This is a genomic window from Cupriavidus campinensis (genome assembly GCF_905397395.1).
Classification (GTDB): Bacteria; Pseudomonadota; Gammaproteobacteria; order Burkholderiales; family Burkholderiaceae; genus Cupriavidus; species Cupriavidus campinensis.
The window spans coordinates 1-26,131 of the sequence record NZ_CAJPVH010000048.1 but is presented as its reverse complement, the minus strand read 5'-3'; the positions used below and the strand labels follow the sequence as shown (position 1 = coordinate 26,131).

Here is a 26,131-nt window from a genome sequence, read left to right as displayed (position 1 = left end):
GACCCATGGCAAAATATGCGCCATGCAACGCCTCTGGTCCGCCTTCGTCAAACTCGCCCTGCTCGCCGTGCTCGGCGGTGCGTTGCTCATCGCCTTCGCGGTGCTGGTTGCCGACCGCCAGCTGCCATCCCTCGACTCCCTGACCGCGTTCCGCAAGACGCCGGATTATGTCGAACTGCGCCAGTTCCCGCCCGCATTGCGCGAGGCGGTGGTGGCCATCGAGGATGACCGCTTCTATCTCCATGACGGCGTGGACTACGTTGGCGTGATGCGGGCCGGCATCGCCAATCTCTCCGACGACCTCTCCCAGGGCGCGTCCACCATCACCATGCAGGTGGCGCGCAACTTCTTCCTGTCGCGCCAGAAGACCTACACGCGCAAGCTCTACGAAGTGCTGATGGCCTACCGGATCGAGCGCGCGCTGACCAAGGACGAAATCCTTGAGATCTATCTGAACAAGATCTACCTGGGCCAGGGCGCCTATGGCTTCGACGAGGCCGCCCAGACCTACTTCAGCAAGCCCGTGGCCCAACTCACGCTGGCCGAATGCGCGATGCTGGCCGGCCTGCCCAAGGCGCCATCGGCCAACAATCCCGTGGTCAATCCGCGCCGGGCGCGCCAGCGGCAGACCTATATCCTGCTGCGGATGATGGAACTGGGCCGTATCTCGCGCGCCCAGTACGACGCCGCGCTGCTCGAGCCGCTGCGCCTGCGCTGAATTTGGGCTGACCTCGGCACTTCCCCTGTCAGCCAGCGCCCGACTGCGCGCGCCGCGCCCTGCGTGCTAGCCTCCCCGCATCACGACCACGGAGAGCCCGCCATGGATGGAATCTGGGGAGAGGTCTACAGCACGCTGCGTTCGGAATTTGCCGATATCCCCGATGTCGCGGAACTGACCCGCATTCTCACGCGGCTCACGCTCGCCATCGTGCTGGGCGGGCTGATCGGGTTCGAGCGGGAAGCGGCCGGCAAGGCCGCCGGCTTGCGCACCCACATGCTCGTGGCGCTGGGTTCGGCGCTGTTCGTGCTCGTGCCGCTCATGGCGGGCATGCCGGTTGCGGATATGAGCCGCGTGCTTCAGGGTGTGGCGTCCGGCATCGGCTTCCTGGGCGCGGGCGCCATCATCAAGCTCAACAGCGAGGAAGACATCCAGGGCCTGACCACGGCCGCCAGCATCTGGACCGTGGCCGCCATCGGCGTGGCTTGCGGCCTCGGCCGCGAGAGCACGGCCGTTGTCGGCACGCTGTTTGGCCTGGTGATTCTTCAGGTGCTGTATCGGCTCAAGAAGTAGGTCACGCGGTGGCCCGCAGCGTGATCTCCAGCTTCTCCCGATGCCGCGCCACAGCCGCCTGCACGATGGGGTCAAGCCCTTCCCCGCCATCCGTCGCGTCCACGTGTGCCAGCAGTGCGCGCCGCATGCGCGGCTCCCAGAAGCGCTTCAGGTGGCTGGCGATGTCGGCCAGCGCCTCGTCGCGGTCCGGCATGGCTTCGAAGAAGCCGCCGATCTGGTTAGCCATCTTGATCAGGTTGTCGATGTGCATGACAGGTCTAAGCCATCCGTAGTCGATGTGGATGCGCGTAGGCGACCAGGCCGCCCGCGCGCACGAATCCCGCCAGCGTGACGCCGGCCGTCCCGGCCAGGCGCACCGCCAGCGCGGTGGGGCCGGACACCGCTGCCAGCACCCCCGCCCCGATGGCGGCCGTCTTCAGCACCATCTCATAGCTCGCGCGGCTGGTCACGATGACCGCGCCGCGCCCGATATCCTCGTCCGAACGGGCCAGCGCGCCTGCCAGCTTGTCGAGCGCGTTGTGCCGGCCCACATCCTCGCGCACCAGCGATACCTCGCCATCGGCGCGCAGCCAGCCTGCCGCGTGCGTGGCGCCGGTGTCGCGCAGCAGGGCCTGGCGGCGCTGCATCTGGGCGAAGGCGGCGTGCAGCATGGCCGGGTCGAAGGAGGCCTCGCTCTGCACCGCGTGCGGCGCCCGCATGACTTCGTCGAGCGATTCGGTGCCGCACAGCCCGCAGCCGGTACGGCCGGCCAGCGCGCGGCGCCGCGCCTTCAGGGCCACGAACGCCTCGCTGGCGATCTCGATCTCCACGGCCACGCCGTTCGGACGCGTGACCACGTCGATGCCGTAGACATCTCTCGGCGCCGCCACGATGCCCTCGCTCAGGCTGAAGCCCAGCGCGAAGTCTTCCAGATCGGCCGGCGTGGCCAGCATCACCGCGTGCGAGACGCCGTTGTACTCCAGCGCCACCGGCACTTCCTCCGCGATATGGTCGATCTCCGCCGTCGCCTCTCCACCGCGCCAGCGCGTCACCGCCATCGACTGCTGGGTGGCGGGGATCTCGCCGGCCTCGGCGGTCTCCCCAGCCTCATCAGGCGCGGTCTCGTACGGCACCATGCAGCGCTTCATCGCCCTACTCCGCCGATGCCTGCACCGGCTCGGTGGCCGCGCGCAGGTGCGCCAGCTGCTCGCGGTTGAACGCCTGGTACTCGCGCTGCCAGGACGACGGCTGCGCCACCGGCATCACCTGCACCGCCGTTACCTTGTACTCCGGGCAGTTGGTGGCCCAGTCCGAGTTGTCCGTGGTGATCACGTTGGCGCCGGACTCGGGGAAGTGGAACGTGGTGTAGACCACGCCCGGCTGCATCCGCTCGCTGACGATGGCGCGCAGCACCGTCTCGCCCGCGCGGCTCTGCACGCCCACCCAGTCGCCGTCCTTGATGCCACGCTCCTCGGCATCGTGCGGATGGATCTCCAGCCGGTCCTCGTCGTGCCAGTGCACATTGTGGGTGCGCCGCGTCTGGGCGCCCACGTTGTACTGCGACAGGATGCGCCCCGTGGTCAGGATCAGCGGGTACTTGCGGTTGACCTTCTCATCGGTCGCCACGTACTTGGTGATGATGAACTTGCCCTTGCCGCGTACGAAGGCATCGACGTGCATGGTCGGCGTGCCGCTCGGCGCGTCGGCATTGCACGGCCACTGGATGCTGCCGAGCGCGTCGAGCTTCTGGTAGCTCACGCCCGAGAAGGTCGGCGTCAGCCGCGCGATCTCGTCCATGATCTCGGACGGATGGTTGTAGTGCATCGGGTAGCCCAGCGCGTTGGCCAGCAGGATGGTGGCCTCCCAGTCGGCATAGCCGCCCTTCGGGGGCATGACCTTGCGCACGCGCGAGATGCGGCGCTCCGCGTTGGTGAACGTGCCGTCCTTCTCCAGGAACGACGAACCCGGCAGGAACACGTGGGCGTACTTGGCGGTCTCGTTCAGGAAGATGTCCTGCACGACGATGCATTCCATCGACGACAGCGCCTCGGCCACGTGCTGCGTGTTCGGGTCGGACTGCACGATGTCCTCGCCCTGGCAGTACAGCCCCTTGAACGAGCCGGTCAGCGCCGCCTCGAACATGTTGGGGATGCGCAGGCCCGGCTCCGGGTTGATCTCGACATTCCAGGCGGCCTCGAAGGCGCCGCGCACCGTCGAATCGGACACATGGCGGTAGCCCGGCAGCTCGTGCGGGAAGGAGCCGATATCGCACGAGCCCTGCACGTTGTTCTGCCCGCGCAGCGGATTCACGCCCACGCCTTCGCGGCCGATGTTGCCGGTGGCCATGGCGAGATTGGCGATGCCCATCACCGTGGTCGAGCCCTGCGCGTGCTCGGTCACGCCCAGCCCGTAGTAGATCGCCGCGTTGCCGCCGGTGGCGTAGAGCCGGGCGGCGCCGCGCAGCTGGTCGGCCGGCACGCCGGTCACGGCTTCCATCGCCTCGGGCGAGTTCTCGGGCAGCGCCACGAAGTCGCGCCACTGCTGGAACGCGCGGTCCTCGCAGCGCTCGGCGATGAACGCCTCGGCCAGCAGCCCTTCAGTGACGATCACGTGCGCCATCGACGTGACCAGCGCCACGTTGGTGCCGGGGCGCAGCTGCAGGTGGAAGTCGGCGCGGATGTGCGGCGAATCGACCAGGTCGATGCGGCGCGGATCGGCCACGATCAGCCTGGCGCCAGCGCGCAGGCGCTTCTTCATGCGCGAGGCGAACACCGGGTGGCCGTCGGTCGGATTGGCGCCGATGACCATGATCACATCGGCCTTGGCCACCGAGCGGAAGGTCTGCGTGCCAGCGGACTCGCCCAGCGTGGTCTTCAGGCCATAGCCGGTGGGCGAGTGGCAAACCCGGGCGCAGGTATCGACATTGTTGTTGCCGAAGGCGGCGCGCACCAGCTTCTGCACCAGATAGCCTTCCTCGTTGGTGCAGCGCGACGAGACGATGCCGCCGATCGAATCCTTGCCGTGCTCGGCCTGGATGCGCTTGAACTGCGCGGCCGCGTAGCCGATGGCCTCCTCCCACGACACCTCGCGCCACGGGTCGGTGATTTTCGCGCGGATCATCGGCTTGAGGATGCGGTCCTTGTGCGTGGCGTAGCCCCAGGCGAAGCGGCCCTTCACGCAGGCGTGGCCCTCGTTGGCCTGGCCGTCCTTGTAGGGCACCATGCGCACCACCTCGTTGCCCTTCATCTCGGCCTTGAACGAGCAGCCCACGCCGCAGTAGGCGCAGGTGGTCACGGTGCTGTGCGATGCCTGACCCAGCTTGATGACCGACGTCTCGGTCAGCGTGGCGGTCGGGCAGGCCTGCACGCAGGCGCCGCAGGACACGCAGTCAGACTCCATGAACGACTGGCTCGTGCCGGCCGCCACGCGGGACTCGAAGCCGCGCCCGCTGATGGTCAGCGCGAAGGTGCCCTGGGTCTCCTCGCACGCGCGCACGCAGCGGTTGCAGACGATGCACTTGGAGGCATCGTAGGTGAAGTACGGGTTCGATTCGTCCTTGGCCAGCGCCGTGTGCGTGGCCACCGGCACCGCGCTGGCGCCGTCGTTGTAGCGCACCTCGCGCAGGCCGACCACGCCGGCCATGTCCTGCAGTTCGCAGTTGCCGTTGGTCGGGCAGGTCAGGCAGTCGAGCGGATGATCGGAAATATAGAGTTCCATCACGCCGCGCCGCAGGTCGCCGAGCTTGTCGCTCTGGGTGCGGACCTTCATGCCCGCCTCCACCGGCGTGGTGCACGAGGCCGGGTAGCCGCGCCGCCCCTCGATCTCCACCAGGCAGAGCCGGCACGAGCCGAAGGACTTCAGCGAATCGGTGGCGCACAGCTTGGGCACGCCCACGCCGGCCTCGGCCGCCGCCCGCATGACCGAGGTGCCGGCCGGCACCGTGACGGCCACACCGTCAATCTCCAGCGTCACCTGCGTCTCGGACAGGCTGGCGGGGGTTCCAAAATCGAAATCGTCGCGTGCGTTCAAGGGATGTCTCCCGTCAAACTTCGTAGGGCTGCGCGCCCCTGAGGGGCGCGTCGTTCTTTGATCTGGCTCGGTGATCCGGCTCGGTGATCGGGCTCAGGCGGCCTTGGCGGGCTTCGGCGCGAGGCCGAAATCCTCCGGAAACTCGTTCAGCGCGGACAGCACCGGGTACGGCGTCATGCCGCCCATCGCGCAGAGCGAGCCGTTGAGCATGGTGTCGCAGAGGTCGCGCACCAGCGCCACCTGCTTCACCGGCTGCTCGCCGGCAATGATCCGGTCGATGACCTCCACGCCGCGCGTGGAGCCGATGCGGCACGGCGTGCACTTGCCGCAGGACTCGATCGCGCAGAACTCCATGGCGTAACGGGCCATTTTGGCCATGTCCACGGTCTCGTCGAACACGACGATGCCACCGTGGCCGACCACCGCGCCGAAGGCCGCGAAGGCCTCGTAGTCCATCGGCGTGTCGAAGCGCGACTCGGGCAGGTAGGCGCCCAGCGGCCCGCCAACCTGCACCGCGCGGATGGCCCGGCCGCTGCGCGTGCCGCCGCCGTAGTCCACCAGCAGCTCGCGCAGCGTGATGCCGAACGCCTTCTCCACCAGCCCGCCCTGCAGAACGTTGCCGGCCAGCTGGAACGGCAGCGTGCCGCGCGAGCGGCCCATGCCGAAGTCCCGGTAGAAGGTGGCGCCGCGCGCCAGGATCACCGGCACCGTGGCCAGCGAAATCACGTTGTTGATGACGGTCGGTTTGCCGAACAGCCCTTCGATGGCCGGCAGCGGCGGCTTGGCGCGCACCACGCCGCGCTTGCCTTCCAGGCTCTCCAGCAGCGCCGTTTCCTCGCCGCAGACATAGGCGCCGGCGCCCTTGCGCACTTCCAGGTGGAAGCGCCGGCCGCTGCCGCGAATGTCGTCGCCCAGCCAGCCGGCCTGCGTGGCCAGGGCGATGGCCGCCTCGGTCACGGCAATCGCGTGCGGGTATTCGGAGCGCGTGTAGATATAGCCGTGCTCGGCGCCCACGGCGAGGCCGGCAATCGTCATGCCCTCGATCAGCATGAACGGGTCGTCCTCCATGACCATGCGGTCGGAGAAGGTGCCGGAGTCGCCCTCGTCGGCATTGCAGACGATGTACTTGATGTCCGACGCGGCGCCCAGCACGGTCTTCCACTTGATGCCGGTGGGGAACGCCGCGCCGCCCCGGCCACGCAGGCCCGAGTCGGTGACTTCCTGGACGATCTGGGCCGGCGCCATGGCCAGCGCGCGGGTCAGCCCCGCGTAGCCCTCATGGGCGATGTAGTCGTCGAGCGAGAGCGGATCGGTAATGCCCACCCGCGCGAAGGTCAGCCGCTCCTGCTTCTTCAGGAACGGGATCTCGTCGGTCAGGCCCTGGGCCAGCGCGTGGGTGCCGCCAGTCAGGAAGCCGGCCTCGAACAACCCGGGCACATCGCTGGCGGACACTGGGCCGTAGGCCACGCGGCCTGCGGCGGTCTGCACCTCGACCAGCGGCTCGAGCCAGAACAGGCCGCGCGAGCCATTGCGCACGATGCGCACGTCTGCACCACGGCTGGCGGCTTCCTGTTCGATGGCGCGCGCCACGTCGTCGGCGCCGAGGGCCAGCGCGGTGGAGTCGCGCGGGACGAAGATCGTCGTGCTCATGCCTGGGCCTCCGCCTCGGTGGCTTTGATGGCTTCACTGGCTTCGGTGGATGCAGGCAGGGCCGCCACCAGCGCGTCGAAGCGCTTCGCATCCACGCGCGCGTGGAGCTGTTCGCCGATCATCACCGCCGGGCCGCATGCGCACTGGCCCAGGCAGTAGACCGGCTCCAGCGTAACGCGGCCATCGGCCGTGGTCTCGTGGAAGCCGCAACCCAGCGCCCGGCTGGCGTGCGCGGCCAGCGCGTCGGCGCCCACGGACTGGCACGCCTCGGCGCGGCAGACCTGCACCACGTGCCGGCCTGCCGGCTGCTCGCGGAAATGGTGATAGAACGTGATCACGCCGTGCACCTCGGCGCGCGAGAGATTCAACGCCTTGGCGATGACCGGCACCGCATCGGCGGGAATAAAGCCGTGGCTGTCCTGAATCTCGTGCAGGATGGGCAGCAGCGCGCCCGGCATGTCGCGCCGGGCATCGACGATGCGGGTAATGGGATTGGGGATGTCCGGCATGGTTGTCTCCGTGCTTGTCATCGTTCTGGCCCCGGCGGCCATATAGGCTATTTATTTCATATTCCGGGGTTTCACAGCTGGCTCTTTGGGCCTTTTTGCGACTATAAGCCCGTGATTTCTGGCGTTCAATATGCTATTTTCTGCATATGCTACGTATCTCGATCGAGCCCCACCTCCAGATCCGCGACGACGCCGCCCCCGATGCCGCGCGGGCCGCGCCCAGCCTTGATGTGTCACGGCTGGTGGCCCTGCTTGGCCATATCGAGGCCACCGGCAACATCGCCCAGTCGGCCGAGGCCGTGTCGTTGTCTTACCGCTACGCCTGGGGCATCCTGCGCGACGCCGAAACGCTGTTCGGCGGCGCCCTGATCGCCAAGACACGTGGACGGGGATCCACCCTCACGCCGATGGCCCAGCAGTTGGTGTGGGCCAGCAAGCGCATCGCGGCGCGGCTCTCGCCCACGCTGGACAGCCTGGCGTCGGAGCTGGAAATTGAACTGAAGAAGCTGATGGATGCCACCGACCCGGCCGTGCGGCTCTACGCCAGCCACGGTTTCGCGGTGGCGGCGCTGCGCGACTATCTCGACGAACAGAAGGTCCGGCACGACCTGAAGTACTGCGGCAGCCTGGAAGCCGCGGCGGCCCTGGCCGAGGGCGCGTGCGACGTGGCTGGCTTTCATGTGCCGATTGGTGCACTCGAACAAGACACCCTGCACCGCTTCGCCGCCTGGCTGCGGCCCGAGACGCATTGCCTGATCCACCTCGCCGTGCGCTCCCAGGGTCTCTTCGTAGGGCCCGGCAACCCGCTCGGGGTGGAAGCACTGGAAGACCTGGTCCGGCCGGATGTGCGCTTCGTGAACCGGCAGGTGGGCTCAGGCACGCGGCTGCTGCTGGAATTGATGCTGGCGCGGCGCGGCATCGACCCGAACCGGATCGAGGGCTTCAGCAACGGGGAATTCACGCACGCGGCGGTGGCGGCCTATATCGGCAGCGGCATGGCCGATGTGGGCTTCGGCGTGGAGACGGCGGCGCGCCGCTTCGGGCTCGAATTCGTGCCCGTGCTCAAGGAGCGCTATTTCTTTGCGATCGAGAAGACGGCGCTGCACAGTCCGGCGCTGTCCGGCGCGGTGTCGGCCATGCGCAGCGCGGCCTACCGCGAGCGCGTCAACGCGCTGCCGGGCTACGACGGCGCGCTGACGGGAACCGTGCTGACCTTCGAAGAGGCGTTCCCGGTCCCGCTATAAGTAACAGAAAGCAGGATGCCGGGAGAGGTCGGCCCGGCCCGGTCAGTAGGCGACGACGGACAGCGTCACGCCGGCCGGCAGGCGCACCTTGTCGCTGTACACGCCATCGGTGGTGGCCGTGCGCTTCAGCGGCAGCGTGCCGAGGCCCTGCAGGAAGCTCGGCACCGACGCCGGCAGCTTGCGCAGCGCGGCATTGGCGGTGGAGGCCGGGTCGATCTCCGGCAGCTCGAAGGTGCCGTCGGTCCATCGCGGATAGCCGTAGCCGGTCGGCGCCTTGGCGGCCGGCATGCCGCTGCCGTTGGTCGCCGCCCAGCGCGTCAGCGCCAGGTTGAACGTCAGGCCCGGCTGGGTGGCCTGGATCGCCTGGTCGAGCACCGTCTTCGAGCCCACCACCTGGCGCGTCAGCAGATCCTTATAGAAGGGCAGGCCGAGCTGGCGGTCCAGGAAGCCGCCGAAGCTGCCGGACACCGAGTAGCTCTCGCACGTGCCGCCGCCCGTGAAGGTCAGCAGCGGGCAGTTGAAGCCGCTGTAGCGGTAGAAGTCCGGGAAGCGCACATCGCGGATCGCGTTGTAGGTCGGGTCGATGCTGAAGCTGAGGAAATCCTCCATCTGCATCGCCGTCATTTCCTCGAGCCAGTCGTCGTAGGCATAGGCGGTGCCCATCGTCACGGCGCGGCGGTAGAAGTTCTGCATGTGCGTCCCTTCGTGCGCCATGGTCATCTTCATCGCCTTCATGCCGGTGGCGCCGCCCAGGGCCAGCGTCTCGCTGTCCAGATACAGCGAAATCGACTCGTTGCTGCGCGAATCGGCGGTCTTCAGCAGGTTGTGCAGGCCCCAGAAGTAGCCCACGGTGCCGCCCGGAGCGCCGTTGCCGTCGAAGTTCAGGATGACGATGTCGATCGGCTGGCCCGCGGGCAGCACGGTGTCCGGATGGGCGTTCGCGCCCCAGACCGCGCCGCCGATGCCGGTCAGCAGGTCATAGATCTTGCCCGAGCCGGCAAAGGCGGCGCCCAGGTCGTCGACGATGGTCGAGTCGATACCGTTGACGATGTTGTACTGGGAGTCTTCCACCCAGACATTGACGATGGTGCCGTCGGTGGCGGTCATCTGCTTGCGCAGCGTGGCGGGGCGCGTGGAACCGTCCGTGTGGTACCAGGACTTGGTCGCCCCCACGCCCGGGATCGCGACGGGCCGCGGCGCCGGCACGCCCAGGGTCTGGCGCAGCGGTTGCGCGGCGGCCACCTTCTCGGCCCAGCCGGTGCGGTTGAATTCGGCGATCTCGCGGCGGCGGGCTTCGGCCTCCGCGTCCGCGCTCAGCGCCTGCGGCGACAGGCGGGTCACCGTGGTGGCGTCAAGCATGCTGGCGGAGAGCCCGCTGGGCAGCAGCGCCAGGGTGTTGTTCAGGTTGGTCAGCAGCAGGGAGATCGAGGTGCCGGCCAGGCCCGAGATCGAGAACTGCACATCCTCCGACGCGCCGCCGGCGGTGTGGCCCCAGATGCCGGTGCCCGCGCCCGAGAAGGCGGCGCTGGTGGCGGCGCTGCATTGGGCGCCGCTGCACGCCTGGTCGAGGCCGGTCACCAGCACCGGCTGCGCCGGGGTCACGGGCGTGTTGGTGTCGCCGGCCTGCTGCTGCGTCGTGGTGGAGCCGGCATTGTCGCCGCCGCCGCCGCCGCAGGCGGTCAGCGCAAGCGCCGCCAGGACGGTCAGCGCGGGCAGGCCGCGCGAAAACAGGGACAGATCAGAACCACGCACTGCGAGGCGACGCATCAGGACACTCCCGAGAAAAAGGTGAGCCCCCGGCAGGGTGCCGGGGTGCGTCCTGTCTTAACGGCGGGTGTCGCCCGTGCTTTAGGGAATTGTCAGGATTTGTCGCGTTCTGTCGTTTTTGCCGCTTTGGCATCAGATCTGGCGGATCGGGGGTGCCGATCCTGCCGATCCGGTCAGTAGACTTCCGGCACGATCATCGCGTCCGGCACCGGCTGGCGCGTGTAGTCGGCGTGGCGCTCGCGCTCGGGCAGCACGATCACCGGCTGCGACGGCTCCACGTACGGCATCTGCCCCAGCAGGTGGCGAATGCAGTTCAGGCGCGCGCGCTTCTTGTCCACGGCCTGCACGATCCACCACGGCGCCTCCGGAATATGGGTGCGCTCGAGCATGATCTCCTTCGCCCGGGTGTAGTCCTCCCAGCGGCGGCGAGACTCCAGGTCCATCGGGCTCAGCTTCCACTGCTTGAGCGGATCGTGGATGCGGCTCAGGAAGCGCAGGTGCTGCTCCTCGTCCGAGATCGAGAACCAGTACTTGACGACCTGGATGCCCGAGCGCACGAGCATGCGCTCGAACTCCGGCACCGAGCGGAAGAACTCCTCGTACTGGTCGTCGGTACAGAAACCCATCACGCGCTCCACCCCGGCGCGGTTGTACCAGCTGCGGTCGAACAGCACCATCTCGCCCGCGGCCGGCAGGTGCGACACATAGCGCTGGAAGTACCACTGCGTGCGCTCGCGGTCGTTGGGCGCCGGCAGTGCGGCCACCCGGCACACGCGCGGGTTCAGCCGCTGCGTGATGCGCTTGATCACCCCACCCTTGCCGGCGGCGTCGCGCCCCTCGAACAGGATCACCACCTTGTGGCCGGTGGCCACCACCCAGCTCTGCAGCTTCACCAGTTCGCCCTGCAGGCGGAACAGTTCGCGGAAATACATGTGACGTTCAGCGCGCTCGTCCTCGCTGTCGGTCACGCCCGAGTTATCGCCGGGACCACCCGATTCGCGCGCCAGCAGGCTCTGGATCAGCGCGGGGTCCCGGTCTTCGAGCTCCAGTTCCAGTTCCTCGTCGTAGTAGTCCGCCACCTCGCGGTGGATGCGCCGGATCAGCGCTTCGTCGTTGTAATCCATGGCATTTCTCCGTCACGTCGCTGCATCGGCTATCGGCAAATATCGTACGCCTGACCCATGGCAATTGCATGAATTTGCGTGGTGCGGGTCACTCTGCCTGCTTGCGAAACGCCCACCGCCCGGCCAGCACCGAAAAGCTGCCCACTACCGCCACCAGCACCCAGAAGCCGTGCGGATGGTCGGCCAGCGGAATGCCGCCCACGTTCATGCCGAAGAAGCCGGCGACGATATTGATTGGCAGCGCCAGCACGGTCACCAGCGTCAGCGTGAACAGCGTGCGGTTGGTCTGCTCGTTGAGCTTGGCGGCGATTTCTTCCTGCAGCAGCTTGATCCGCTCCACCAATGCGGCCAGGTCATCAAGCACGAGCGAGAATTCCTCGGTGGATTCGCGCAGCGCCTGCAGATCAGCCTCGCGCAGCCAGGCCGGCGGGCGGTTCAGCAGGCGGAACAGCGCGCCGGGCTCGGGCGCCAGCAGGCGCTGCAGCCGCACCAGGCCGCGCCGCATGGCGCCCAGGTCGGCCCGGTTGCCCTGCAGCCGCTGGGCGAGCAGCCGATCTTCGATCTGGTCCACACTGACCCCGGTTTCACGCACGATCTGTACCAGCACGTCGGCCTGATCGCGCAGCAGATGCACGACGAGATCCAGCGGGGAGCGAAAGTCCTCACCCCGGCGCACGGCGGCGCGCAGCTTGTCCACCGAGCGCAGCGGGCGCATGCGGGCGGTCACCAGCAGGCGGTGATCGGCATTGGCCCAGAGGGTGGAGATGTCCGTCGAGGTCACGCCGAAGTTGTAGATCACGTCGTTGACCACGGCCAGCAGCGCGTCTTCCTGGCGCTCGATGCGCGTGGAGTGCGAGCCCTGGCGCAGCGCCTCGAAGAAATCGTCGGGCAGGCCGAGGTGGGTCTTCATCCAGCGCTCGCAGGCGCTGTGCGACAGGTTGAAATGCAGCCACAGGAACGGCCCGTCGTGGGGGCGGGCATGGGGCACCCCGGCATCCTGGCGCTGCAGCCAGGCCACCGCCTCGGTGGACGGAATCTCGCGCGGCGGCTGCCCCGGCTCGAACAGGAACCCGCTGACGAGCCCCACCGGATCGGAACCATAGCCGGATTCGACAATGCCGGATTGCATAAACCCCCTGTCCCTTCGTCGACGATCGACACGATGTGCGCCAGCGCGCGACGCTAGCACACCGGCGCGAAAAGTCGGTGACAGACCCCCCATCCCGCGCGAATCCGAATGCGCCGTATGCACTATAACTATCCCATCACCACAAAACCGGGCGCCCGATGCCCACCAGGAGGGGACATGTCGAGACAGATCAAGAACAAGGCCGAAGTCCGCGCGATGATCCGCGCCGAACAGGAGAAGCTGCCGGCGTGCAAGGGATGCTGCTTCGGCGATGTCTGTTGGCACGCGCCGGATGGGGACGGCTGCAACTGGAGCGTCTCGAAGATGGAGGGCGAGAGCGGCGCGGCCTGCCTCGAGGCGCTGGCGCCGAAGATCCGCGCGCTGCAGGAGCAGTTCAACATCGCCGAGGAATCGCCGCGCGGGTAAGGCGCGGCGCGGCCTGGCGGCCGTAAAGCGCGCCCGGGGCATCTTTCGGAAAGCCACGCGAAATAATCCCGGGCCGCGCCTGTTTTGGCGCGGAATTGCGCGTAAAGTGGGCCCATCCACTTTCCCGGAGGCGGCCATGGACACTTCACCGAGCGCCAGCTACAAAGGGTACGACATCTACCCGCTGGTCTACACACATGCCGCGACGCACGAATGGTACGAACGCCGCCCGGACCGCACCTACAGTGCCTCCGTGGTGATCTGCCGCGAAGGGACCGATCCGGTATCGGCCCTGGTGCGGGTCTTTCCGATGCTGGCCCGCCAGTGGGACAGCCTGGGCGGCGCACGCCGCGCGGCGGTACAGGCCGGCACCGAAATCATCGACGGGCACGTGCCCGGACAGTCGATCGTGGGGCTGTAGCCCCGCCCGTCCCTCCGTGACCTAATACCCGCCGCCTGCAAGGGGCGGCGAATCGGGCTACCCTGTCGGCCATCGCCTCTTTCGCGCGCCGCACAGGATTGCCATGACCCAAGCCCAACCCCTCCGTATCGACTTCGTTTCCGACATCGCCTGCCCCTGGTGCGCGATCGGCCTGTCCTCGCTCCAGGTCGCGCTCTCCCGCCTGGGCGACGCCGTGGATGCCGAGATCGTCGTCCACCCGTTCGAACTGAACCCGCAGATGGGGCCCGAGGGCGAGGACATCGTCGGCTACATCAGCAAGAAGTACGGCCGCACGCCGGCGCAGATCGCCGAGACCCAGGCGATGATCCGCGCGCGCGGCGCCGAGGTGGGCTTCACGTTCGGCCCGCGCGAGTGGGTCTACAACACCTTCGATGCCCATCGCCTGCTCCAGTGGGCGGGCCAGCAGGAGCCAGGCAAGCAACTGGCGCTGAAGGCGGCCCTGCTGCGCGCCTATCACGGCGAGGGCAAGGACCCAAGCGGCCACGCCGTGCTGGTGGAAGCCGCCCAGTCGGCCGGGCTCGACGCCGCCGCGGCGCGCGCCGTGCTGGACAGCGACGACTTTGCCGAGGAAGTCCGCGCCGAGGAGCAGCAGTCCCAGGCCATGGGCATCACGTCCGTGCCGTCGATCATTTTCGACAACCGCTACCTCGTCACCGGCGGCCAGGCGCCCGAGGCGTTCGAGCAGGCCATCCGGCAGATCCTGGCCGAGCGCGGCGGTGAAGCGCCCTCCACCTGATCGCCCTGCCCCTCATTTGTCTCGCGTGGACTCGCATTGACGCTTTTGAGTACACGCTTCTTGCGTTGGCGGTGTGACGCCAACGCGACACCCCTCTACGTCGCCCACACTTTCCCGTTCACATTTGCTAACTTTCACCCCCATTAAGTAGGGGCAGCCCTGCGCATCGACGATGCGGCCAGGGCGCCGGCCCATGTCAATACATGACGTTTGTCATGTACTTGTCATCGTTCCGGCGATAAACACGAGCGGCACCGAAGAGTGACCGCCGGCAGCAACGGGAAGATGTTCAACAAAAACGAAGGGGTCAACACCATGCAGGTCCTTACACCACGCCCTCAACCGGGGTGCGACGGGCATCGCGCCACGTCTCGCCGATCGCGTCTATCGCGCCTATCGCGTCTATCCGCCCTGTCCGTCTGCGTTTCCGCCGCCCTGCTGCTGGCCGCCTGTGGCGGCGGCGGTGACGGCGCGCCCTCGGGCACGCCGGCCGGCGATACCCTGGGCTACACGCCGCTGTTCTCGGCAGATACGCCGATGAACGAGCAGATCCAGTACCGCCAGCCTGACGGCACGCTGGTCACGATGATGGGCTCGCGCCCGACCGAGCGCCACGCGCGCGAGCGCGGCGAGGCGTGGGACGCCCCCGACGCAGGCCCGGGCCGCTACCTGACCTTCCCGACGTTCTACTTCCAGAACCGCACCTTCGGCCTCGAGATCCACGATCACGTGCCGGCCGGCATCTCGCGCGTGGACGTGTACCTGCGCGTGAACCAGGGCATCTTCGACGGCACCACGTTCAGCCTGTTCCGCAACATCCTGAACCCCGAGGTGCGCGACTACGGCTGGTCCCTGAACTACGGCTTCAACAATCCGAAGGAAGGCGGCCTGCCGATCTGCCGCGAAGCCCAGCCGAAGGAGGACTGCATGATGTCCTTCGACTCGAACTGGCGTACCGATCCGCACAGCCCGCTCAAGATCGGCGACAAGGTCGAGCTGGCGCCGGCGCCGCGCCTCAAGCGCGACCCGGTGGTGGACGGCGGCGGCAGCCGCTACTACTCGTTCGAGCAACTCTACGTGGTGGGCGTGGGCATGCGCCCGTGGTACGGCATCGCCCCGAACCTCGACTCGGAGCCACTGCCCGAAGAGACGCTGCTCGGCGGCCAGGCCAGCATCTCGTACAACTACTCCGAGGAGCCGATGCGCGTGTTCCAGCAGATGGCGAACAACATCGGCATCGTCAACACGCAGCGTTTCGTGGAGGGCCGCCGGCTGTTCCACACCTCGTTCCTGGACGGCAAGCACTCGGAGCACGACGCCGACAACCCGGTCTTCACGGCCCACATCGGCCAGCTCGGCCCGCGCTACAACCAGCCGCGCTGTATCGAGTGCCATACGAACAACGGCCGCAGCGTGGCCGCCGGCATCGGGGCGAAGCTCGACACCATGTCGATGCTGACCAACGGCGCCGATGGCAAGGCGGATCCGACCTACGGCTACAACGTGCAGCAGCACGCCCAGGACCCGACGGCGACGCCGTTCGACGTCACGCTCCAGGCGCTCGACAAGACCGTGCGCACGCTGCCTGACGGCGAGCGCGTGGAACTGGTGAAGCCGGTGTTCGCCTTCAAGGGCCCCACGCCCGCGCAGTTCTCCGCGCGGCAGGCGCCGCAGGTGATCGGCATGGGCCTGATCGAGGCGCTGGCCGAGACCACCATCCTGGCCCAGGCCGACCCGAACGACGCCAACGGCGACGGCGTGCGCGGCATCCCGAACTGGATCGTCGATCCGGAAACCGGCAAGACGCACCTGGGCCGCTTTGGCTGGAAGGCGTCGAAGGCCAGCCTGCGCCATCAGGTGGGCGATGCGCTGATCAAGGACATGGGCGTGACCTCGCCGACGTTCCCGACGCGCGGCTGCCAGCGCGGCGCGCCGGACTGCCGGAGCGCCTCGGCCACCTCGGTGACGGAGGGCGAACTGCAACGGCTCACGCACTACCTGTCGCTGATCGGCGTGCCGGCCCAGCGCAGCCTGCGCAGCGGCTTCCCGGACGGCATCCGCGTCTCGCCCGAGCATGACGTGGACCCGCCCCTGATCGCACGCGGCGCCGCCCTGTTCAACCAGGTCCGCTGCGTGGCCTGCCACACGGCGACGATGCAGACCGGCAATACGCACCCGTTTGCCGAGCTGCGCAACCAGACCATCCACCCGTACTCGGACCTGCTGCTGCACGACATGGGCCCGAACCTGGCCGACTCGCTGCGCGAAGCCAACGCCGCGCCGAACCTGTGGCGTACCGCGCCGCTGTGGGGCGTCGGCTCGCTGCGCTTCGTGCAGGGCGGCGACCAGAACGTGCGTCTGCTGCACGACGGCCGCGCACGCTCGATGCTGGAAGCCATCCTCTGGCACGGCGGCGAGGCCGACAGCAGCCGCACCCAGTTCGAGGCGCTGCCCAAGGCCGACCGCGACGCGGTGGTCGCGTTCCTGCAGTCGCTGTGATGTCGCTGTGATGTCGCTGTAGTGTTGCGGTAACAGCCGTTGAAGAAAAACCGGGGCCGCGTGCCCCGGTTTTTGCTTTTTTGCCTCGGGCCAGTCCGGCTAGGCCGTCTGCCGCGCGGGCACCGTGAACTGCACCACTGCCCCGCGCGGGGTGTTGGGGCTGGCCCAGAGCCGGCCGCCGTGCCCGTCGATGATCGAGCGGCAGATCGACAGCCCCATCCCCAGCCCGGTGTCCTTGGTGGTGTAGAACGGGGCGAACACGCGCTCGGCGCTGTCGGCGCCGAAGCCCGGCCCCGAGTCGCACACGGTCACGTTCACGCAGCCGTCCTCGGCGGACGCAGTGCGGATCACCAGATGCCGGCCGCCATCGCTGACGCCCCCCATCGCCTCCAGCGCGTTGATGATCAGGTTGAGCAGCACCTGTTGCAGTTCGACACGATCTCCCTCGACGTGGGGCAGACCGTCCGCCAGCGCCGTCTCCACCGTGGCAAGGCCCTTGGCGGCTTCGCCACGGGTCAGCTCCACCACCTCGCGGATCGCCGCGTTCATGTCCACCGGCTCCTTGCGGGGCGGCGACTTCTTGATCAACTGGCGAATGCGCCCCAGCACATCGCCCGCCCGGTTGGCGTCCTTGACGATGCGGGTCAGCGCCTCCCCCACCTCGTTGACATTGGGCGGCTGCGCGCCCAGCCAGCGCAGCCCGGCCTGGGCGTTGGTCACCGTCGCCGCAATCGGCTGGTTGACCTCGTGCGCGATCGACGCCGCCAGCTGTCCCATGGTCGCCACCCGGTTGGCGTGCGCCAGCTCGGTCTGCACCTCGCGGTAGCGCCGCTCGCCCTCGCGCACGCGCTCTTCGGCCTGCTTGCGCTCGGTCAGGTCAAGCACGAACGCCACGCCCTCCTGCCGGCCGGCGCCGAAGGAAGCCAGGCCGACGATGACCGGCACCCGCGTGCCATTCTTGCGGATGTACTCCTTCTCGAATGGCGCGGCGTGCCCGGACTGCTCGCACTGGGCCAGCGCACGTTCGCTGTCCGCGCGCATCTCCGGCGGGGTCAGGTCGCGCCAGCGCACCCGGCCGGAGACCAGATCCTCGCGCGCGTAGCCCACCATGCGCAGGAAGGCGTCGTTGGCTTCCAGCACGTCGCCGGCCACGTTCCAGACAATGATGCCGATGATATTGGCCTCCACCAGCCGCCGGATCTTCGCCTCCCGCTCGGCCACGTCGCGGTACAGCCGCGCGTTTTCGAGCGAGATGGCGGCCTGCGAGGCCACCAGCTTCAGCACCGCGATCCGTGCCGGACTGAACGCGCGCGCCGTGAGATTGTTCTCCAGATAGAGCGCACCAGTCAGCCGCGCCTGGTTCATCAGCGGCAGGCACAGGATCGAGCGGGCGCGATGCTGGCGCACATAGGGGTCGGTGGCGAACGGCGAATCGGCCGCCGCATCGTCCAGCACCACGCTTTCCCGGGTGCGCAGCACATGGAACAGCAGTGACTCCGGCAGCATCTCCGCGCTGGCCGGCACGTCGCGCAACTGAAGCTGGGTGGCATCCGTGCCGGTGGTGGCTTCCGCCGCCACCCGGTGCTCCCCCGCGCCCGACAGCACCAGCAAGCCGCGTTCGGCGCCGGCCTGCTCGATGGCCGTGCGCATGATCATGTCGATCAGGTTCTCCAGCACGATGTCGCCCGAGGCAGCCTTAGACACCTTGAGCACGGTCGCCAGGTCGAGGTGCTCCACCGGCGTGGCGATGGTGGTGGTCGGGCCGGGCACGGGGTCTTCGGTGCGCAGGTACGGATACTGGGCCTCCAGATGCCGCACCTTGCCATCGGCGCCCCAGCGCAGGTAAGCGTAGCGCGCATCCTGCAGGTAGATCCGGGCGATTTTCCCCAGCCCGCGCGCCGCGTAGAAGCGCGACGCCAGTTCGTTGGCCAGCGCCTCGATGTGGACGAAGCCGCTCGCCTGCGCCGCGTCGAGGGTTTGCTCGTAGCCATGCTCGGCATCCAACAGACGGCCTTCCACACGGGCGATCTCGGCGCCGACCAGCATGGCGCGGTCCGCGAAGTTCTCCGGGCAGTGCTCGGCCCAGTGCGCGAGTTGCCGGTGATGCGCGGCCAGCGCGTCCAGATGGGGCTGGCGCTCGTCCGCCGGGGCGCTGTCGCAGGCGGCGGCCTGGGCCAGCGCGGCGTAGCAGTGATATTCCGCCTCCTCGAAAAACGAGGACGAAGTCCAGAGCAGCGCCCGCGCCCGCGCGGCGGCGGCCATGGCGGTGACGTAATCACCACACAGGTAGCGCGCCTGGAGCTTGCGGGTCCAGTACCAGCACTCGGCCAGCGCGAGGTCCGGGCTGGCCGCCAGATGCTGTTCGACGCGCGCCTCCTCGAATGGCTCGCCATCCAGCCTGCCGAAGACCGGCGTCAGGCCGCGCAGCATGCGCACCAGCGCCAGCTGCGTGGCGATAAAGTCGATCACCAGCCCGAAGCGCACCTTTTCGGCGTAGGCCAGCCCGCGCTCGGCCTCCACCTGCACCTCGGCCAGCGGCTCGCCGGCAAAGATCATGTCCGAGTTGCGGCTGTTGCCCGCGTAGGCGCCGTACGGCAGGTCGCCGATGCGGTTCGCCGCCGCGAACGCGCGGCGCAGCAGCGGCTGGCACTCGCGCACCGGCCGCAGCCAGCGCATGACGAAGATCGAGAAACAGAGGTAGGTCTTGGCCTCGAAGCGCGTGAGGCCGCGCCGGTCCACCAGTTCGCAGCCCAGCTGGCCAAAGCGGAAGCCGGCCTGATAGTCGCCAAATCGCCGCCCGGCCACCCGGCCGACATTGGCGTAGAGCACGCAGGACGCATCGCAATTACCGCGCTCCATGCTGAGGCTGACCGCCTTGCAGATGGTCAGGCAAGCCAGGTTGGCATCGGTCTGCAGGGCGGGCGCGAACAGCTTGCTCAGCGCCTCCACGGTGCCGAGGGACGCCGCGTCGTCCATCAGCGGCAGGTCGATCAATGCCTCGATGGGGCGGTCGCCGAGGCGGGTCCAGATCTCGTCGTATTCGCGCCGGACGGCGTTGTCGTCCGGGTGAGGCGTCCATTCGATGCCGACATGCCGCAGGTAGTCCAGGCACACGGCCACCGCGCGGTCACTCTGGTCGAGCACGAGGCAGATGTCCATCTGGAGGCAGGCGACCCGGCCCTTCTCGACTGTGGTGGTGGCGCGCGGGGTCAGCGCGCCCAGGCGCGCGTCCGCGATATCCAGCTGGCCGGTCAGGAACTCGCATTCCACCCGGTGCTGCTCCAGCGCAAAGCGCAGCGCGTGGCGGTGCGCCCACCCTTCGTCGCCCAGCAGCTCCGCCCCCGTGCTCAGGTAGGCCAGCGCCGAGGCGTAGGCCGTGGAGGCTTTGGCGCGCTGCCCGGCCATCAGGTTCAGCGCCGCCAGCCGCTCGCGCTCGTCCGGCTCGGTCATCAGCGCCGCCCCGCGATTGAGCTGGCCGGCGATCTCGAAGATGGCCTCGTCGAGCGTCTCCGGCGGCGTCTGGGCGGCGAGCAACCGGCCCACGCGCAGATGGGCGGCGGCGCGCGAGGCTTCCGGAATCCGCAGGTAGGCCGCCTCATGGACCCGGTCATGCGCGAAGGCATAGGCGCCATCGGCCCGCTCGACCAGCTCCTGGCGGACGGCCTCCCACAGCGCCGCGTGGACCTGCGCGTCCGGCACGCCCAGCACGGTGCTCAGGGTCGCCATCTCGGCTACGTTGCCGAGGCAGGCCAGCTGCTGCAACGCCTGCTGGGTCTCGGCCGGCAGGCGGGCCAGCTTGCCGACCATCAGGTCCACCACGTTGTCGGTGTAGCCCTTGGCGTGGATGCGGTCGGGGTCCCAGGTCCACTGCCGCGCGTCGTGGTCGAAGGCCAGCAGGTCCTCCTCCACCAGCGCCTGCAGGAACTGGATCACGAAGAACGGGTTGCCGGCGGTCTTGTCCTCCACCAGCTGTGCCAGCGGCGCGATGCGCGCCCGTTCGCAATGGAGCGACTCGGCAAACAGCTGCTCGATGTGGGCGCGGCTCAGCGGCGCCAGCTTGATGTCATCGATCTTGACCCCGGCGTTGCGGATGGCCAGCAGCTTGCCGGTCAGCGGATGGGTGGCATCGACCTCGTTGTCCCGGTAGGCGCCCACCAGCATCAGGTGGCGCAGGTCGGAACGGACCAGCACATCCTCGATCAGGTCGAGCGTGGCGGCGTCCAGCCACTGGAGGTCATCGAGGAACAGCGCCAGCGGGTGCTCCGGCTGGGCAAACACGCCGATAAAGCGCCGGAACACCAGCAGAAAGCGCTGCTGGGCCTGCTGCGGCTCCAGGTCCGGCACCGGTTCCGGCTCGCCGATGATCAGCTTCAGCTCGGGAATCAGGTCCGTCACCAGCCGGGCGTTGGGCTCCAGCGCCTCCAGCAGCGCACCGCGCCAGCGCGCCAGCTCCGTGTCGGGCTTGCCGAGCAGCGTGCGCACCAGGCTCTGGAACGCCTGCACCAGTGTCGAGTACGGGATATCGCGCTTGTACTGGTCGAACTTGCCGGAGGCGAACAACCCGCGCGGCGGCACCAGCACCCGGTGCAGCTCGTTGACCACCGAGGACTTGCCGATGCCCGAGTAGCCGGACACCAGCACCAGTTCCGGCGTGCTGGTGCGGATGATGCGGGCGAAGGCCGAGAGCATGGTGTCGACCTCCTGCTCGCGCCCGTACAGCTTCTCGGGGATCATCAGGCGGTCGCGCGTGCCGTGCTCGTCGAGCGGAAAGTCCTCGATGCGGCGCTGGCGCTCCCAGTCTTCCAGGCAGCGCCGCAGGTCGTGCTCGACCCCGGCGGCGGTCTGGTAGCGCTCCTCGGCGGTCTTGGCCAGCAGTTTCATGACGATGCGCGACAGCGCGGCCGGCACGGTCTCCACCCGCATGCGGGGCGACGGCGGCATCCGGGCGATATGGCAGTGCACCCACTCCATGGCGTCCGTCGCCGTGAAGGGTAGCGCGCCGGTCAGCATTTCGTAGAGGGTGATGCCGAAGGCGTAGAGGTCGCTGCGCGAGTCGATCGACCGGTTCATCCGCCCGGTCTGCTCGGGCGCCATATAGGCCAGCGTGCCGGCGATGGTCTCGGGCGGTTCCGGGGCCTGGCGCTCGCGCGGCAGGCGCGAGGCGAGGCCGAAGCCGGTCAGCCGGGACTGGCCGTCGGCGCAGTTCACGAGGATATGGGTGGGCTTGAGGTCCTTGTGGACCAGACCGCGCTGGTGCAGCTTGCAGAGCGCCAGGGCGATGCCGGTGGCGTGGCGCAGGAAGGTGCCGGCATCCATCGGCGTGCCCAGCATCGCCGCGAGCGGCTCGCCGCCCGGATCGTCGAGCATCAGCACGGTCCGCCCGCCGTCGCGCAACAGCTCCAGCGGGCGCAGCGCCCAGGCGCCGTCCAGTTCGTCCCGGAGCGCGAACTCGTGCGCGAGGCGGTCCAGCGTGGCGGGCAAAGGGTGTTCCGCCGCCGGGCGTGCCAGCAGCACCGCGTGGCCGCCGCCCTCGCCCGGAAGCTGGTCTCGACAGAACACGCGTTCGCCGTCGTCCCACAGGACGTGCAGTCTGTTACCCATTGGCGCCGACAAACGTTATGGATCTGCGTCAGCATATACCAAGGTGAACCGGACGCCATGGGGTGTGCGCTGGCCGGTACAGCGGAACGCGCAGGCCAGCGGGGAGGCCGGGCCCGGCGTGATGGCGCATGCGCAATCGATCACATTTTGCGTCAGGCCGCCAGCCGCTCCGGGGCGGCGTCGCCTCCGGCCAGCTGGAGCAGGTCGAGCGCGCGGATCTGCTCGGTCATGAAATCGACGAACACCCGGATGCGCGTGGGCAGGTGCTGGCGGCACAGGTAGCTGATGTAGTGGCCCCGGTCGCTCGGCACATGCTGGTGCAGGGCCATGACCAGTTCCCCGCGCGCGAGGTAGTCGGACACCTGGTGCGCCGGCATCTGGGCGATGCCCCGGCCATCGCGCACGGCCTGGAGCACGAGGTCGGCATCGTTGAAGGTCAGCCGGGCGGTCGGCAGCACCTTGCGCAACTGGCCGTCCACCTTGAATTCCCACTCGGCCACCCGCCCGCCGGTAAAGCGCTGGTTGATGCAGTCGTGCTGGCCGAGTTCGTCCAGCGTGGCCGGCAGGCCGCGCTTCTGGACATAGGCCGGCGCCGCGCAGACCACCATCTGCATCGGAATCAGCTGCTTGGCGATGATGCTGGAGTCCTCGATATAGCCGTCGCGGAACGCCACGTCGACCTGGTCGGCAGCGAAGTTGGCGGGCCGGTCATCGAGCAGCAGATCCACCGAGATCTCGGGGTAGGCCTCGGAGAACTTGAGCAGCAGCGGCGCCACCACCTTGCGGCCGAAGCCCACGGTGGAGCAGACACGCAGCATGCCGCGCGGCGGGCCGTTGCGCAGGTCGAGCATGTCGTTCATGGCGCCGACGATCTGGGTCACGCCGAGGTTGCAGTTCTCGAAGAAGCGCTCGCCCTCGCGGGTCAGGTTCGTGGTGCGCGTGGTGCGCAGGAACAGGCGGGTGCTTAGCTGCTCTTCCAGTTTCTGCACGCTGCGGGAAACCGCCGAACGGCCGATGCCCAGCCGCTCGCCGGCGCGGACAAAGCTGCCCTCCGTGGCCACCGCCATGAACGCGATGATGCCGGCGTAGCTGGTGGCGAAGCAGCTGGACAGCGCGTCGGCGCGATTGGCCGTTCCCACGCGAAAACCACACTGAGATGTCACCGTCTGATGCATTTGATGGCCCCCCTATCAAGCGTGCCGGCAGTCTGCGGGTGCACTGCGCACTCGCACCGGCCATGACACAAGGTTACGTGCCGGAGGGGCGTAAAACTATTCTGCGGACGGGTAGCGGCACGTCCTACCTAGGATGCGCAACGTCATACTCGGGTATTACCCGAGGCCATCGGGCGAGGCGTAATACGTTTGTATAATGCTCCGCCGCAGGCATGAGCGCTACGCTGGAAACGTCAACACATTCATGCGCAGGTGCACGCCTGCCGCGTGCCATTTCCATCCCCAAGGGTCGAGGTCGATCTTTTGTCTTCTGATCAGATTGTGTCGATTGTCGACGATGAAGAGGCGGTCCGCCTCGCGACGGAGAGCCTGGTGCGCTCGTTCGGCAGGCAGACCCGCCTGTTCGCATCGGCGGAGGAGTTCCTGCAATCGGACCTGCTTGCCGTCACCGCCTGCCTGATCTCCGACGTGATGATGCCCGGCATGTCCGGCGTGGCGATGCATGAGCGCATCCTGTCGCTCGGCCATGCGCCGCCGACCATCTTCATCACCGCCTTCCCCACGGCAGACCTCAAGGCCCGCGCGGCCGAAAACGGCGCGCTGGCCGTGCTCGACAAGCCGGTGGACCCGGACGCCATCGCCCACTGGCTCAGCGTGGCGCTGGACCTGCCATCGTAAATCGACGAATTCTGGAGCGTTGCGCCCGCTCAGGCCGGCTTGTGCGGCTGCGGCTGGACGCCCAGTGCCTCGGCCTTGCGGACCAGATCGGCCACCGAGCGCGCGCCCATCTTCTTCATGACCCGGCCACGGTGGATCTTCACGGTGACTTCCGTGAGATCCATCTCATAGGCAATCTGCTTGTTCATCAGGCCGGCCACCACGAACACCAGCACCTCACGCTCGCGCGGGGTCAGCGATTCGTAGGCCGTGCGCAGGCCCGCCACCGACTGCTCGGCGGCCAGCCGCTCGCCGTCACGGGCCAGGGCGTTGGCCACCGCGTCCAGCATGTCCTGGTCGCGGAACGGCTTGGCGAAGAAATCGACCGCGCCAGCCTTCATGGCCTTCACCGTCATCGCAATATCGCCATAACCGGTCATGAACACGATCGGCATGCGCACGCCGCTCTTGGCGATCTGCTCCTGGAAGGCGAGGCCGCTTTCGCCGCGCAGCCGGACATCGAGAATCAGGCAGCTTGGCGCGTCATGCTTGGTAAAGGCCAGGAATTCCTGCGACGATTCGAAGGTCTCCACGCGCAGGCCGGTGGAGCGCAGCAGCCCGCTCAGGGCGAGCCGGACCGCCTCGTCGTCATCGACCACGTAGACCACGCGCTCCTTGCTGTCCCGCGGGCTTTGGGCCAACGTCGATTGCGACCACGCACTCATCTTGCCTCCTGGGATTACTACCGCCTGTCACCTTCGCTCTTCTCGCTATTGTAGGAGATTTACTATGTGCAGGCGTTGCCGCACGGGTGTTCCCGGGCGGGGGCCGCAGACGCAAAAAAGGCCCCGTGACGGGGCCTTTTCCTACCGCCTTCGTGACGAATTTGTCACGCTTGCGGAACCTGGATTCAGGCGAAGTTCTGCGACGCGAAGTCCCAGTTCACCACGTTCCAGAATGCCTCCACGTACTTCGGACGGGCATTGCGGTAGTCGATGTAGTAGGCGTGTTCCCACACGTCGCAGGTCAGCAGCGGCTTGGCGTCAGTGGTCAGCGGCGTGGCGGCGTTGGAGGTGGAGACCAGGTCCAGCGAACCGTCGGTCTTCTTCACCAGCCAGGCCCAGCCGGAGCCGAAGGTGCCCACGGCGGTCTTGGTGAACTCTTCCTTGAACTTGTCGAACGAACCCCACTTGGCGTTGATGGCATCTGCCAGCGCACCGGTCGGCTGGCCACCGCCGTTGGGCTTCATCGATTCCCAGTAGAACGTGTGGTTCCACACCTGGGCAGCGTTGTTGAAGATGCCGCCCGACGACTTCTTCACGATGGCTTCCAGCGTGTCGTTCTCGAACTCGGTGCCCTTGATCAGGTTGTTCAGGTTCGTGACGTAGGTCTGGTGGTGCTTGTCATGATGGAACTCCAGGGTCTCCTTGGAGATGTGCGGAGCCAGGGCATCATGCGCGTACGGGAGCGGGGGGAGCTTGTGTTCCATTGTTCTGTCTCTAGGTTTGGGGTGGGGAGTTGCCGATTGTAGGTGACTTGCCAGACCCGCGCAAACGCGGGCGGAATGCCCCCTGGACTCATGTTAGTTTGCGCGGAAGACAATGGCGGGTCGATTGAGAATCAGTCCCATCCCGGCCCGGCAGGACTCAAAATGCCGCCAGCTTGGCCTGCACGCCGGCGATCTCCAGATCCGCCACGCCGTCGGCCAGATGCGCCTCCACCACGCTGCCGGCGCGCAGTTCGGCCGGCGAGCGCAGCGCCCGGCCACGCTGGTCCAGCAGCACCGCGTAGCCTCGCTCCAGCGTGCGCTGCGGCGCCAGCAACTCCAGCGCGCCGGCCACGCGGCCCAGCC

General features: G+C 68.0%; 20 protein-coding genes and 1 pseudogene. 8 read left to right on the top strand and 13 right to left on the bottom strand.

Translation table 11 applies throughout. The features are described from left to right. Nucleotides 1–22: 22 nt before the first annotated feature. Together KHO18_RS21780 and KHO18_RS21775 are read left to right on the top strand one after the other, a co-directional pair. Nucleotides 23–718 (top strand): transglycosylase domain-containing protein, encoded by a 696-nt coding sequence (locus KHO18_RS21780; RefSeq protein WP_211943887.1) that lies wholly within the window; start codon nucleotides 23–25, stop codon nucleotides 716–718. Between the two features lie 102 nt (nucleotides 719–820). Next, a complete protein-coding gene (locus KHO18_RS21775) occupies nucleotides 821–1,291 on the top strand; it encodes an MgtC/SapB family protein (protein ID WP_211943886.1) in 471 nt (156 codons plus the stop codon). Nucleotide 1,292: 1 nt separating this feature from the next. Here KHO18_RS21775 and KHO18_RS21770 read toward each other — a convergent pair whose 3' ends face one another. From KHO18_RS21770 to KHO18_RS21750, 5 genes are all read right to left on the bottom strand, one after another. Next, nucleotides 1,293–1,541 (bottom strand): formate dehydrogenase subunit delta, encoded by a 249-nt coding sequence (locus KHO18_RS21770; RefSeq protein ID WP_144197345.1) that lies wholly within the window; start codon nucleotides 1,539–1,541, stop codon nucleotides 1,293–1,295. Between the two features lie 7 nt (nucleotides 1,542–1,548). Beyond that, nucleotides 1,549–2,418 carry a formate dehydrogenase accessory sulfurtransferase FdhD gene (gene fdhD, locus KHO18_RS21765; RefSeq protein WP_211943885.1) on the bottom strand — a complete coding sequence of 290 codons (870 nt, stop codon included), beginning with the start codon at nucleotides 2,416–2,418 and terminating at the stop codon, nucleotides 1,549–1,551. A gap of 4 nt (nucleotides 2,419–2,422) precedes the next feature. Further along, a complete protein-coding gene (fdhF, locus tag KHO18_RS21760; RefSeq protein ID WP_211943884.1) occupies nucleotides 2,423–5,299 on the bottom strand; it encodes a formate dehydrogenase subunit alpha in 2,877 nt (958 codons plus the stop codon). 93 nt (nucleotides 5,300–5,392) lie between these two features. Next, a complete protein-coding gene (locus KHO18_RS21755) occupies nucleotides 5,393–6,949 on the bottom strand; it encodes a formate dehydrogenase beta subunit (protein ID WP_211943883.1) in 1,557 nt (518 codons plus the stop codon). Then, on the bottom strand, nucleotides 6,946–7,458 hold the full coding sequence (locus tag KHO18_RS21750) for a formate dehydrogenase subunit gamma (RefSeq protein ID WP_144197341.1): 513 nt from the start codon (nucleotides 7,456–7,458) through the stop codon (nucleotides 6,946–6,948). Before KHO18_RS21750 ends, KHO18_RS21755 begins: the two co-directional genes overlap by 4 nt. 146 nt (nucleotides 7,459–7,604) lie before the next feature. Here KHO18_RS21750 and KHO18_RS21745 point away from each other — a divergent pair, with 146 nt between their 5' ends. Continuing rightward, nucleotides 7,605–8,702: a helix-turn-helix transcriptional regulator gene (locus KHO18_RS21745; protein WP_211943882.1), complete on the top strand. Its 1,098-nt coding sequence runs from the start codon at nucleotides 7,605–7,607 to the stop codon at nucleotides 8,700–8,702. A 42-nt stretch (nucleotides 8,703–8,744) separates the two neighbouring features. On the opposite strand, the gene KHO18_RS21740 is transcribed toward KHO18_RS21745, so the two are convergent. From KHO18_RS21740 to KHO18_RS21730, 3 genes are all read right to left on the bottom strand, one after another. Beyond that, nucleotides 8,745–10,469, bottom strand: a complete 1,725-nt coding sequence (locus tag KHO18_RS21740; protein ID WP_211943881.1) for a M30 family zinc metallopeptidase — start codon at nucleotides 10,467–10,469, stop codon at nucleotides 8,745–8,747. Between the two features lie 173 nt (nucleotides 10,470–10,642). After that, complete coding sequence (ppk2, locus tag KHO18_RS21735; RefSeq protein WP_144197338.1) at nucleotides 10,643–11,593, bottom strand: polyphosphate kinase 2; 951 nt, start codon at nucleotides 11,591–11,593, stop codon at nucleotides 10,643–10,645. 88 nt (nucleotides 11,594–11,681) lie between these two features. Further along, nucleotides 11,682–12,722 carry a transporter gene (locus KHO18_RS21730; protein WP_144197337.1) on the bottom strand — a complete coding sequence of 347 codons (1,041 nt, stop codon included), beginning with the start codon at nucleotides 12,720–12,722 and terminating at the stop codon, nucleotides 11,682–11,684. Nucleotides 12,723–12,899: 177 nt separating this feature from the next. On the opposite strand from KHO18_RS21730, the gene KHO18_RS21725 reads away from it, so the two are divergent. The 4 genes from KHO18_RS21725 to KHO18_RS21710 all read left to right on the top strand — a co-directional run bounded on the left by KHO18_RS21725 (nucleotide 12,900) and on the right by KHO18_RS21710 (nucleotide 16,846). Then, nucleotides 12,900–13,148, top strand: coding sequence for a hypothetical protein (locus KHO18_RS21725; protein WP_144197336.1), 249 nt, complete (start codon nucleotides 12,900–12,902; stop codon nucleotides 13,146–13,148). Between the two features lie 136 nt (nucleotides 13,149–13,284). Next, a complete protein-coding gene (locus KHO18_RS21720; RefSeq protein WP_144197335.1) occupies nucleotides 13,285–13,569 on the top strand; it encodes a hypothetical protein in 285 nt (94 codons plus the stop codon). A 103-nt stretch (nucleotides 13,570–13,672) separates the two neighbouring features. Beyond that, nucleotides 13,673–14,347, top strand: coding sequence for a DsbA family oxidoreductase (locus tag KHO18_RS21715; RefSeq protein WP_144197334.1), 675 nt, complete (start codon nucleotides 13,673–13,675; stop codon nucleotides 14,345–14,347). Nucleotides 14,348–14,632: 285 nt separating this feature from the next. After that, on the top strand, nucleotides 14,633–16,846 hold the full coding sequence (locus KHO18_RS21710) for a di-heme oxidoreductase family protein (RefSeq protein WP_211943880.1): 2,214 nt from the start codon (nucleotides 14,633–14,635) through the stop codon (nucleotides 16,844–16,846). A gap of 99 nt (nucleotides 16,847–16,945) precedes the next feature. On the opposite strand, the gene KHO18_RS21705 is transcribed toward KHO18_RS21710, so the two are convergent. Next, nucleotides 16,946–22,447 carry a trifunctional serine/threonine-protein kinase/ATP-binding protein/sensor histidine kinase gene (locus KHO18_RS21705; RefSeq protein ID WP_211943879.1) on the bottom strand — a complete coding sequence of 1,834 codons (5,502 nt, stop codon included), beginning with the start codon at nucleotides 22,445–22,447 and terminating at the stop codon, nucleotides 16,946–16,948. A 152-nt stretch (nucleotides 22,448–22,599) separates the two neighbouring features. After that, a complete protein-coding gene (locus tag KHO18_RS21700) occupies nucleotides 22,600–23,622 on the bottom strand; it encodes a LysR family transcriptional regulator (protein WP_211943878.1) in 1,023 nt (340 codons plus the stop codon). A 303-nt stretch (nucleotides 23,623–23,925) separates the two neighbouring features. On the opposite strand from KHO18_RS21700, the gene KHO18_RS21695 reads away from it, so the two are divergent. After that, a complete protein-coding gene (locus KHO18_RS21695; protein ID WP_144197332.1) occupies nucleotides 23,926–24,300 on the top strand; it encodes a response regulator transcription factor in 375 nt (124 codons plus the stop codon). A 29-nt stretch (nucleotides 24,301–24,329) separates the two neighbouring features. Here KHO18_RS21695 and KHO18_RS21690 read toward each other — a convergent pair whose 3' ends face one another. The 3 genes and pseudogenes from KHO18_RS21690 to KHO18_RS21680 all read right to left on the bottom strand — a co-directional run. After that, the gene (locus KHO18_RS21690) at nucleotides 24,330–25,004 is read right to left on the bottom strand and encodes a response regulator transcription factor (RefSeq protein ID WP_211943877.1); all 675 of its coding nucleotides are present in this window, start codon (nucleotides 25,002–25,004) and stop codon (nucleotides 24,330–24,332) included. Nucleotides 25,005–25,189: 185 nt separating this feature from the next. Next, a complete protein-coding gene (locus KHO18_RS21685; RefSeq protein ID WP_144197330.1) occupies nucleotides 25,190–25,768 on the bottom strand; it encodes a superoxide dismutase in 579 nt (192 codons plus the stop codon). Nucleotides 25,769–25,925: 157 nt separating this feature from the next. Continuing rightward, a pseudogene (locus KHO18_RS21680) lies at nucleotides 25,926–26,131 on the bottom strand (exodeoxyribonuclease VII large subunit); the annotation flags it as partial.

Coding starts and splice junctions, on each gene's coding strand:
- KHO18_RS21780 (WP_211943887.1), top strand. CDS start 23: ATGCAACGCCTCTGGTCCGCCTTCGTCAAACTCGCCCTGCTCGCCGTG.
- KHO18_RS21775 (WP_211943886.1), top strand. CDS start 821: ATGGATGGAATCTGGGGAGAGGTCTACAGCACGCTGCGTTCGGAATTT.
- KHO18_RS21770 (WP_144197345.1), bottom strand. CDS start 1,541: ATGCACATCGACAACCTGATCAAGATGGCTAACCAGATCGGCGGCTTC.
- fdhD (WP_211943885.1), bottom strand. CDS start 2,418: ATGAAGCGCTGCATGGTGCCGTACGAGACCGCGCCTGATGAGGCTGGG.
- KHO18_RS21755 (WP_211943883.1), bottom strand. CDS start 6,949: ATGAGCACGACGATCTTCGTCCCGCGCGACTCCACCGCGCTGGCCCTC.
- KHO18_RS21750 (WP_144197341.1), bottom strand. CDS start 7,458: ATGCCGGACATCCCCAATCCCATTACCCGCATCGTCGATGCCCGGCGC.
- KHO18_RS21745 (WP_211943882.1), top strand. CDS start 7,605: ATGCTACGTATCTCGATCGAGCCCCACCTCCAGATCCGCGACGACGCC.
- KHO18_RS21740 (WP_211943881.1), bottom strand. CDS start 10,469: ATGCGTCGCCTCGCAGTGCGTGGTTCTGATCTGTCCCTGTTTTCGCGC.
- ppk2 (WP_144197338.1), bottom strand. CDS start 11,593: ATGGATTACAACGACGAAGCGCTGATCCGGCGCATCCACCGCGAGGTG.
- KHO18_RS21730 (WP_144197337.1), bottom strand. CDS start 12,722: ATGCAATCCGGCATTGTCGAATCCGGCTATGGTTCCGATCCGGTGGGG.
- KHO18_RS21725 (WP_144197336.1), top strand. CDS start 12,900: ATGTCGAGACAGATCAAGAACAAGGCCGAAGTCCGCGCGATGATCCGC.
- KHO18_RS21720 (WP_144197335.1), top strand. CDS start 13,285: ATGGACACTTCACCGAGCGCCAGCTACAAAGGGTACGACATCTACCCG.
- KHO18_RS21715 (WP_144197334.1), top strand. CDS start 13,673: ATGACCCAAGCCCAACCCCTCCGTATCGACTTCGTTTCCGACATCGCC.
- KHO18_RS21710 (WP_211943880.1), top strand. CDS start 14,633: ATGTTCAACAAAAACGAAGGGGTCAACACCATGCAGGTCCTTACACCA.
- KHO18_RS21705 (WP_211943879.1), bottom strand. CDS start 22,447: ATGGGTAACAGACTGCACGTCCTGTGGGACGACGGCGAACGCGTGTTC.
- KHO18_RS21700 (WP_211943878.1), bottom strand. CDS start 23,622: ATGCATCAGACGGTGACATCTCAGTGTGGTTTTCGCGTGGGAACGGCC.
- KHO18_RS21690 (WP_211943877.1), bottom strand. CDS start 25,004: ATGAGTGCGTGGTCGCAATCGACGTTGGCCCAAAGCCCGCGGGACAGC.
- KHO18_RS21685 (WP_144197330.1), bottom strand. CDS start 25,768: ATGGAACACAAGCTCCCCCCGCTCCCGTACGCGCATGATGCCCTGGCT.